1 protein-coding gene is annotated in these 225 nt (G+C 65.8%); it reads right to left on the reverse strand.

Annotation, left to right across the window (positions count from 1 at the left end):
- The coding region (locus tag ACH65_RS17915; protein WP_049624002.1) for a transposase at nt 1–225 on the reverse strand (225 nt) is incomplete at both ends.

Genomic DNA, 225 nt, shown 5'->3' on the forward strand with positions numbered 1-225 from the left:
TAGCAGAACTCGGACAGGTAGCGTTGCAGGTACTTCGGGCGCAGCGCATGGTAGGTGCCATGGAGCGCGTTCTTGACGTTGCCCAGCAGGGTGTTGACCCACCAGAAGATCGGGTGGCCGAGATCGGGCGCGCCGCCGCCGGTGGGAATGGCCGTGTGGGTGCAGTGGGCATCCGTGACACCGGGAAAGCAGTTCAGCCCATCCGATACCACGGCGGTGCCGGGC

This window comes from Frateuria defendens, from assembly GCF_001182895.1.
Lineage (GTDB): Bacteria > Pseudomonadota > Gammaproteobacteria > Xanthomonadales > Rhodanobacteraceae > Frateuria_B > Frateuria_B defendens.